Below are 8,526 nucleotides of genomic sequence, written 5' to 3'. Positions count from 1 at the left end.
AGAGGGACTCGAACCCTCACATCCGTGGGACACTAACACCTGAAGCTAGCGCGTCTACCAATTCCGCCACCTTCGCATCACTGCGGTGGGGGATTCTATAGAGTTTTGAAGGAGCGTCAACAGCCAAAGGGGACTTTTTTCGCTGTTGACGCCCAAAGTGGCGCCAAGGGTACAAAACTTCAGCAATTAGCCGACGTCTGGCATTCAGTAACGGCCCAATGCGTTCTGATACATCCGTTCATACTGGGTGACCGAGTCAGGCCAGTTGAAGCGGGTGCTCATGGCATTGCGCTGCACCTTGGCAAAACGCTCTTTGTTCTGCAGGAAATAGAGCAGGCTGCGGCGCATGGTATCGAGCAGGATGGCGGCAGTCGGATCGTTGAAGCAGAAGCCGGTAGCATGCTCGGGATCCGCATCCCAATCCACCACGGTATCTTTCAGACCCCCCACGGCGCGCACCAGTGGCAGGGTGCCATAGGCGAGACTGTACATCTGGTTGAGGCCGCAAGGCTCGAACAGAGAGGGCATCAGGAAGAAGTCGGCACCGGCTTCGACCAGATGAGCCAGCCGATCGTCATAGGTGTTGATGAAGGCGAGCTTGCCCGGATAATCCCGGGCCATGGTTTGCAGTTGCGTGGCGAGCGCAGGATCGCCAGAGCCGACGATCACCACTTGTACCTGATGGTGGAGGAATTTCTCCAGCGCAGGGAGCAGCAGGGGAACGCCCTTCTGCTCGGTCAGGCGGCAAACCATGCCGTAGATGGGCAAGTCCGCCACGGCCAGCCCCGCCTCCTGCTGCAGGCTCTCTTTGCAGATCTGTTTGCCAGCCATGTTGTCGATGCTGTAGGTCGCAGGCAGGAATTCGTCGAACTCAGGATCCCAGTCCTTGTAGTCGCAACCGTTGAGGATGCCGCAGAGATCCGCCGCCCGTTGCTGGAAGATATGTGCCATGCCGTGGGCGCCGAGGTGAGTCAGCAGCTCCTGGGCATAGTTGGGGCTGACTGCGTTGATCTTGTCGGCGTAGAGCACCCCGCATTTGAGCAGATTGACGTGGCCGTAGTCGTAGTTGATGCGGCGTTCGTAGTCGGCGATCTCGGGCATGGCCCAGAACTGCTCGCGGCCAAACACCCCCTGAAACGCCGCGTTGTGAATGCTGATCACGCTGCGGGTTTGCTGGAAGAAGGGGTTGTGGGCGTGACGGGTTTTCAGCAGCAGTGGCAGCAGGCCTGTGTGCCAGTCATTGCAGTGGGCGATATCCGGAGCAAAGCCGAGCTGCTCGCAGGCATGGAGGGCCGCGGCCGAGAAGAAGGCAAAGCGCTCGCCATTATCCGGATAGGCCTGATTGTTCTCGGCGTAGAGCTGGGGACGATCGAAATATTGCGGGCAGTCAAGCAGATAGACGCAGACGCCATCCAGCTCCATCTGGTATATGCGATAACCGATATCCGGCAGCCCAGGGTGGGTTGGCAACCAGCGTGACGCCACCAGTCTGGCCTCATCCCGTCGCTTTATCGTCTTGTAGAAGGGCAACATGATCCTGACATCATGCCCCTTCTGGGCCAGGTACATCGGCAGGGCTCTGGCGACATCGGCCAGGCCCCCGGTCTTGACCAGCCCCTCAACCTCCGAGGCAACAAACAGGATTTTCAGTGGGTTAATAGCCAACTCTTGCTCCCTTAGGTACCACCACGATACCGCCTTCGGATACGGTAAATCGCTCTCTATCGTGGTCCAGATTTTCACCGATAACGGTGCCGGGCGCAATTTCAACATTTTTATCAATGATCGCGCGCCGGATGGAGCACCCTTCACCAATCTTCACATCCCCCAGCAGCACGGACTCACTGATATGGCTGCACGCGCCGATATTGCAGCGGAAACCGAGGATGGAGCGCTGGATCTGGCTGCCCTGAATGAAGCAACCGGCGGAGATCAGCGAGTTGGCGATCTTCACCTTGCACTCGTCGCTGTCGATGAAGGTAGCAGGCGGCAGCGCCGGATAGTGGGTGTGCAGGGGCCACTTGCGGTTATAGAGGGAGAAGGGGGGATTGTCGGCCACCAAGTCCATGTGTGCTTGCCAATAAGAGTCGAGGGTGCCCACATCCCGCCAGTAGACGTGCGGTTTCTCGCCGGGGATGACGTTGGTGCTGTAGTCATAGACATAGACGGGGGCACGTGGGTAGAGGCTCGGGATCACATCCTTGCCAAAGTCGTGGCTGGAGTTCTCCTCGGCGGCATCCCGCTTCAACTCGCGGCAGAGGGCATCGGTCTCGAAGATGTAGTTGCCCATGGAGACCAGCGCCTGGGTCGGATCGCCGGGAATGTGCTTGGGCTGCTTCGGTTTCTCCTGAAAGCCGATCATCCGCCCTTCGGTATCCACCTCGATCACCCCGAAGGCGCTCGCTTCTTCGATGGGCATGCGAAGTGCCGCGACCGTCATGGTGGCGTTCTTCTGCTTGTGGAAGGTGACCATCTGACTCACATCCATCTTGTAGATGTGGTCGGAGCCGAAGATGCAGACGTGATCCGGTTCGGCTCGCTCGATAAAACTGAGGTTCTGGTAGATAGCATCGGCGGTGCCGTCATACCAGCGTTTGCCCATCCGCATCTGGGCCGGGATGGGATCGATAAAGCGGTCGGTGATGCCGACGATATTCCACCCCTTCTTCATGTGCAGGTAGAGGGACTGTGATTTGAATTGGGTCAGTACATAGATGCGCAGAAAGTCGGCGTTGACGAAGTTGTTGAGGACAAAGTCGATCAGCCGGTAGCTGCCACCAAAGGGGACGGAAGGCTTGCTGCGGGTGGTGGTCAGAGGCTGCAGGCGAGTACCTTCGCCACCAGCCAGGATCATGGTCAATATGCCTGCCATCGTATTTCTCTCCCTGAATGAACAACATGAAAAGGTTTTCAAAGCTCGGCATAAAAACACCCCTAAAGGGGTGGTTTTTATCGTGCTCTTAGTACCTTACCAGATCCCGTATGGGGCTCTCTAGCTGTTTTCTTGTACTGCTTACACTTAATTACACTTTGCTCAGATAGACCTTGAATTTGGCATCACTGCTGATCACTTCAGTCCGTTTGAAGTGTGTCTCCAGTATAGGCTGGTAGCGCAAGAAGGCGTTGGCAACAATGGTCAGCGAACCATTTGGCAGCAAAAATTCCGGCGTCTTAGCCAGGAACTGCTCGGTCGCCGCATAGAAGGTTTTGAGACCCGCATGGAATGGCGGGTTGGAGACGATGTGCTGGAAACGGGTGGAGACATCCGAATAGACATCGGAAGCGGTGACCTTGCCCTGCAGACCGTTGATCGCCAGGGTGCGGCGGCTCGATTCGAGCGCCAGCGCGCTGATATCCACCATGTTGACCCGCAGATCCGGATTGCGCTTGGCCAGCACGGACCCAATCACCCCGGCGCCGCAGCCGAAATCGAGCAGCTCGCCCTTCATCGGCGGCACGGCGGCCAGCAGCATCTGGGTGCCGAGATCCAGCTCGGCGGCGCTGAAGACACCGGGCAGCGCCAGCACGGTCAGCTCGGTATCACCGGCCTTGCACTGATAGCGGCCAAACCAGCTATCCAGATCGAACGGGGCGACCGGTTTGCAGAGCTCACCGTGATAGAGCGAGCAGCGGCGGGCCGAATCGCGCTTGATCGGCTTTTCGCCATAGGGGGCCAGCAGCTTGTCGGCGCCATTGATGCCGCCGCGGTTTTCACCGGCGAGGAACAGATCGGCACCCGCTTCCAGCAAGGGGGTCATCATGGCCAGCAGATATTGTGCCTCGGCCTTGGCCTTGGGCATCAGCAGCAACAGGGCATCGAAGCGGGGGGCGCCACCTAGCTGGTGGTCGAACAGGATAGCCTCGCCGAGGGCGGCCTGCTGGCTGCGGTAGTAGCAGTAATCGGTGGTAAAGACGGTCAGGGTCCGGGCCAGGCTCGCCAGCTGGCGGGGGTAGTCATCCTCCAGCGCGCCACAGACAAGTAGCCGCTTGCCGACAAAGAGGGCTTGGTTTCTTTCCAGCATCTGGCTGACGGCATTGATTGGGCTGCTCATCGGGTCTCTCCACGCAATTTTGGGCGGCCATTATACATAGCCCCTTTCGCCTTGACATTTATGCCGTGTTCCCGAAATATGCCCAGACACCATTTTTTGACCAGAGATGACGAAATGCGGTTCAACGGGTTGAAACGAAAGCACAAAAAAAGCCTGAAATTCGGGCCTGCCGACGTTCGCGCGTAACCTCTCATCCCTGAGAAGCTTCAAACCCCGGTTGCGCACATCGTACCGGGGTTTTTTATTGCCATATGCGCGTCATTTAGGAGAAGGAGATCCCATGTTTCAAGGTTCAATCGTTGCGTTGATCACCCCGTTTCGACAGGGAAAGCTGGATGAAGAGGCGCTGCTGCGTCTGGTTGAGTGGCATATCGAGCAGGGTACTCACGGCATTGTGCCGGTGGGCACCACTGGCGAAAGCCCGACCCTGACCCACGACGAGCATTGCCGAGTGGTGGAGCTGGTGGTCAAACAGGTCGCTGGCCGTATTCCGGTGATTGCCGGAGCGGGCTCCAACAATCCGGTCGAAGCCATCGAGTACACCCTCCATGCCGAGCGGGTGGGGGCTGATGCCACTCTGCATGTGGCAGGTTACTACAACCGCCCCAATCAGGAGGGGCTCTACCACCACTTCAAGGCGGTACACGACGCCACCGCCAAGCCGATCATCGTCTACAACATTCCACCGCGCGCCATCGTCGACGTGCAACCGGCGACCCTGGCCCGTCTGGCCGAGCTGCCGCGCATTGCCGGGGTGAAAGATGCCACCGGCGATCTGGCGCGCCCCTGGACCGAGCGCCAGCTGATCAAAAAGCCCTTCGCCTGGCTCTCCGGTGAGGATGCCACTGCGGTTGCTTACAACATCGGCGGCGGTCAGGGCTGTATCTCTGTGACCGCCAACGTGGCGCCCAAGCTGGTGGCCGAGGTGCAGAACCTCACGCTGGCGGGCAAGTGGCAAGAAGCGCGTGAGCTGCAAGACCAGCTGATTCCGCTCCATCAGGCGATGTTTGCCGAGCCGAGCCCGGCCGGTGCCAAATATGCCGCTTCCCTGCTCGGTTTCTGCAGCGAGGAGTGCCGCCTGCCGGTGATGCCGCTGTCAGAAGCGACCCGCGAGCGCATTCGCAGCGCCATGCAGCAGCTCAACCTGCTGTAGTGCAAAACGGGTGAGCCAAGGCTCACCCGTTTTGTTTTTGGCTTTTGTTTCTGGCCTTTATTTACGATATCGCCCCACTCAGGCTGCGTGATGTAGCCAGGCGGCGATGGCCAGCTGCAACTCGACATACGCCGGATAGAGGAAGAGATCGGCCAGCTCGGTAGGCCACTCGTCATGCTCGCCCGATTGGGCTTGCAGATGGGCGTGCAGGCTGGTCAGTGCTGGCAGCCAGGGGGCGGGTTGTGGCAGTGTGGCTGCACTGCGGGCGACCAGATCGATCCCCTGGCACAGGGCCGCGAGTACCTGCTGTTGAATGCCTTTATCCTGAGGATGCTCCAGCCAGAGCTGCTCGTGATGCTGCCAGTGACGCAGCCCCTCGCTTACCCCCGTTGTGCCATCCATACCTTCATGTTCGACCAGCGCCTGCAGGGCCAGCGGTTTGCCAAGACCAGCTAGTCGATAGCCGCGCTGGGCCTTGGATTGGGCGCCAAGGCGCAGTCCACCAAGCTTGGCGAGGCGTTGGGCCAGCGCAAACAGCGCCGCGGTAGCGCCGGATTTGAGCTCCAGTTCCAGCTCGTTGATGGTGGTGCTGCCTTGACTGCCGACTATCTCTCCCTGATCCCAGGCCAGCTCAATCTCGGCCCCCTCGAAGGCGATCAGCCAATGGCGGCGCAGGAAGTCGGTACGAAACTGAGCGACCAGCTGCTGTTGAATGTGGTCGCGCTCGCTCAGGGTCGGCCAAATCTCATCAGGAAAGGCCGAGAGGGTCGGCAGATCGCCGCTGACGGGGGTGTTGTACTCGGGCCTGGCGTGCAGGCCGCCCACCACCTGGCCGCGGCATTTGATGGTCTGTTCGGCGAAGGCGTCGCAGCGGCGAATGCGCAACCCCATATCCAGTTGGCGCAGAGCCAGGGTCGGCGTATCGAAATAGACGTTGCCGAGCTGCTGTTGTGATGATTCTTTAATCTCAAGAGAATTCAGCAGGTTGGATAACTCGGGTTGAATGTCGCGGGCGACAAAAAACTTTATCTCGATCTCAGTTTGCATAGTCATTCCGGGCTGGCAGGCAACTTTGGGGGGCAGGATTCGGGTCGCGGGGATATAATGCCCGCGAGACGACTAGATTAATTCGCGGTTTAATTGAGGGCGCAGTTCGGTTACCATGCGCGCCTCATAAAATCGTATCGAGTGTTTTTTCACCGACACAGGTTTGGCCATGCCAGTAAATACTATTTTGGGGCTTTTTGCCAAGTCCCCCATCAAGCCGCTGCAGAAGCATATCGTCAAGGTTCACCAGTGCTCCCAGCAGTTGGTTCCTTTCTTTGACGCCGTTGCCGAAGACCGTTGGGAAGATGCCGAGAAGATCCGGCAGCAGATCGCCCAGCTGGAAAAAGAGGCAGATACCCTCAAGCGTGAAATCCGTCTGAAACTGCCTCGCGGCCTGTTCCTGCCGGTTGCACGTACCGACCTGCTGGAGCTGTTGACCCAGCAAGACAAGATTGCCAACCGTGCCAAGGATATCTCCGGCCGCATGCTTGGTCGTCGCATGGAGTTCCCCGCCGAAATGCGGACGGATTTCATGGCTTACCTCAAACGTTGTATTGATGCGACCGCTCAGGCCGAGAAAGCGATCGGGGAGCTCGACGAGCTGCTCGAGACCGGCTTCAAAGGACGGGAAGTGGAAATGGTTGCCGAGATGATCCACCAGCTGGATTTGATCGAGGACGATACAGACACCATGCAGATCGGACTGCGCCAACAGCTGCAAGCGGTTGAGCACAATTACAATCCGATCGATGTGATGTTCCTTTACAAGATCCTCGAATGGGTAGGTGACCTGGCAGATCAGGCCGAGCGCGTAGGCGCCCGTCTGGAACTGATGCTGGCTCGTTCGTAATCGACTGACTGGGTAAACACTATTAATGGACATTATCGCGAATTACGGCACCACTCTGGTGCTCGTGGCGGCCTTGTTCGGCTTTTTGATGGCTTGGGGCATTGGTGCGAATGACGTAGCCAACGCCATGGGAACATCGGTCGGCACCAAATCCCTGACCATCCGTCAGGCGATCATCATTGCCATGATCTTCGAATTTGCCGGTGCCTATCTGGCCGGTGGCGAAGTGACGGCCACCATCCGTAACGGCATCATCGACAGCAATGCGTTTGTCGATAGTCCGGACTTGCTGGTGCTCGGCATGATCGCCTCCCTGCTGGCGGCGGGCGCCTGGTTGATCCTCGCCTCCTACTTCGGCTGGCCTGTCTCCACCACTCACTCCATCATCGGCGCCATCGTCGGTTTCGCTGTGGTGAGCATTGGCCCGGAAGCGGTGCAGTGGAGCAAGTTTGGCGGCATCGTCGGCTCCTGGGTCATCACCCCGGCCATCTCCGGTGTCATCGCCTACTTCATGTTCATCAGCGTGCAGAAGCTTATCTTCAACACCGATGATCCCCTGAACAACGCCAAGCGCTATGTGCCGTTCTACATGTTCCTGACTGCGCTGGTGATCTGTCTGGTGACCATCAAGAAGGGGCTGACCCACGTCGGTCTGCACCTGAGCGATGGCGAGGGCATTCTGCTCTCCATCGCCATCTCCATCGCAGTGGCGTTTGCCGGCTGGATCTACATTCGCGGCCAGAAGTACAACCCGCAGGATGACAGCAAGATGCACTTCGCCAACGTGGAGAAGGTGTTCGGCATCCTGATGGTGATCACTGCCTGTGCCATGGCCTTTGCCCACGGTTCCAACGATGTGGCCAACGCCATTGGCCCGCTCTCTGCGGTGGCCTCTATCGTGGCTTCCGGTGGCGAGATTTCCAGTCAGGCAGCTATTGCCTGGTGGATCCTGCCCCTTGGCGGTATCGGTATCGTGATCGGTCTGGCGACCATGGGCGAGAAGGTGATGGCGACGGTCGGTACCGGCATCACTCACCTGACCCCGAGCCGTGGTTTTGCTGCCCAGCTGGCGACTGCCGCGACCGTAGTGATTGCCTCCGGCACCGGTCTGCCCATCTCCACCACCCAGACCCTCGTCGGTGCTGTGATGGGTGTCGGTCTGGCGCGCGGCATTGCGGCGCTGAACCTGGGGGTACTGCGCAACATCGTGGTCTCCTGGATCATCACCCTGCCTGCCGGTGCCATCCTGGCTATCGCCATCTTCTACGTGCTGCAGGCCTGCTTCTCCTAATCGAAGCGGCATTCAGCAAAAAGCCCGAGTCATCGACTCGGGCTTTTTTATTGTGCGTGTCCCGTCCTGAATATGGTTTACACATTTCCCCCCAATAAATGGAGAACCCGATGGGACAAGGTGTGAAACGGAC

General features: G+C 58.7%; 7 protein-coding genes. 3 read left to right on the top strand and 4 right to left on the bottom strand.

Going from position 1 to position 8,526, the window contains the following annotated elements; translation table 11 throughout:
* Positions 1 to 204: 204 nt before the first annotated feature.
* The 3 genes from glgA to rsmC all read right to left on the bottom strand — a co-directional run bounded on the left by glgA (position 205) and on the right by rsmC (position 4,052).
* On the bottom strand, positions 205 to 1,665 hold the full coding sequence (gene glgA, locus G5195_RS20075; RefSeq protein WP_421236413.1) for a glycogen synthase GlgA: 1,461 nt from the start codon (positions 1,663 to 1,665) through the stop codon (positions 205 to 207).
* Positions 1,655 to 2,872, bottom strand: coding sequence for a glucose-1-phosphate adenylyltransferase (gene glgC, locus G5195_RS20070; RefSeq protein WP_421236412.1), 1,218 nt, complete (start codon positions 2,870 to 2,872; stop codon positions 1,655 to 1,657). Before glgC ends, glgA begins: the two co-directional genes overlap by 11 nt.
* Before the next feature lie 151 nt (positions 2,873 to 3,023).
* Positions 3,024 to 4,052, bottom strand: a complete 1,029-nt coding sequence (rsmC, locus tag G5195_RS20065; protein WP_421236411.1) for a 16S rRNA (guanine(1207)-N(2))-methyltransferase RsmC — start codon at positions 4,050 to 4,052, stop codon at positions 3,024 to 3,026.
* 280 nt (positions 4,053 to 4,332) lie between these two features.
* Here rsmC and dapA point away from each other — a divergent pair, with 280 nt between their 5' ends.
* The gene (gene dapA / locus G5195_RS20060; protein WP_005357833.1) at positions 4,333 to 5,205 is read left to right on the top strand and encodes a 4-hydroxy-tetrahydrodipicolinate synthase; all 873 of its coding nucleotides are present in this window, start codon (positions 4,333 to 4,335) and stop codon (positions 5,203 to 5,205) included.
* Between the two features lie 78 nt (positions 5,206 to 5,283).
* On the opposite strand, the gene G5195_RS20055 is transcribed toward dapA, so the two are convergent.
* A complete protein-coding gene (locus G5195_RS20055) occupies positions 5,284 to 6,252 on the bottom strand; it encodes an inorganic triphosphatase (RefSeq protein WP_421236410.1) in 969 nt (322 codons plus the stop codon).
* A 169-nt stretch (positions 6,253 to 6,421) separates the two neighbouring features.
* Between G5195_RS20055 and G5195_RS20050 the strand changes: the two genes are divergently transcribed.
* Positions 6,422 to 7,102 carry a TIGR00153 family protein gene (locus tag G5195_RS20050; RefSeq protein ID WP_005340244.1) on the top strand — a complete coding sequence of 227 codons (681 nt, stop codon included), beginning with the start codon at positions 6,422 to 6,424 and terminating at the stop codon, positions 7,100 to 7,102.
* Between the two features lie 25 nt (positions 7,103 to 7,127).
* Positions 7,128 to 8,393 (top strand): inorganic phosphate transporter, encoded by a 1,266-nt coding sequence (locus tag G5195_RS20045; protein ID WP_005343043.1) that lies wholly within the window; start codon positions 7,128 to 7,130, stop codon positions 8,391 to 8,393.
* Positions 8,394 to 8,526 lie beyond the last annotated feature (133 nt).

Source organism: Aeromonas sp. 601039 (genome assembly GCF_049174415.1).
Classification (GTDB): domain Bacteria; phylum Pseudomonadota; class Gammaproteobacteria; order Enterobacterales; family Aeromonadaceae; genus Aeromonas; species Aeromonas veronii_A.
The sequence above is the reverse complement of the archived record's forward strand: the minus strand, read 5'-3'. Positions and strand labels throughout refer to the sequence as shown.

Excerpts from the sequence above, each read along its gene's own strand:
- glgC (WP_421236412.1), bottom strand. The coding sequence starts at position 2,872 with ATGGCAGGCATATTGACCATGATCCTGGCTGGTGGCGAAGGTACTCGC.
- rsmC (WP_421236411.1), bottom strand. The coding sequence starts at position 4,052 with ATGAGCAGCCCAATCAATGCCGTCAGCCAGATGCTGGAAAGAAACCAA.
- dapA (WP_005357833.1), top strand. The coding sequence starts at position 4,333 with ATGTTTCAAGGTTCAATCGTTGCGTTGATCACCCCGTTTCGACAGGGA.
- G5195_RS20055 (WP_421236410.1), bottom strand. The coding sequence starts at position 6,252 with ATGCAAACTGAGATCGAGATAAAGTTTTTTGTCGCCCGCGACATTCAA.
- G5195_RS20050 (WP_005340244.1), top strand. The coding sequence starts at position 6,422 with ATGCCAGTAAATACTATTTTGGGGCTTTTTGCCAAGTCCCCCATCAAG.
- G5195_RS20045 (WP_005343043.1), top strand. The coding sequence starts at position 7,128 with ATGGACATTATCGCGAATTACGGCACCACTCTGGTGCTCGTGGCGGCC.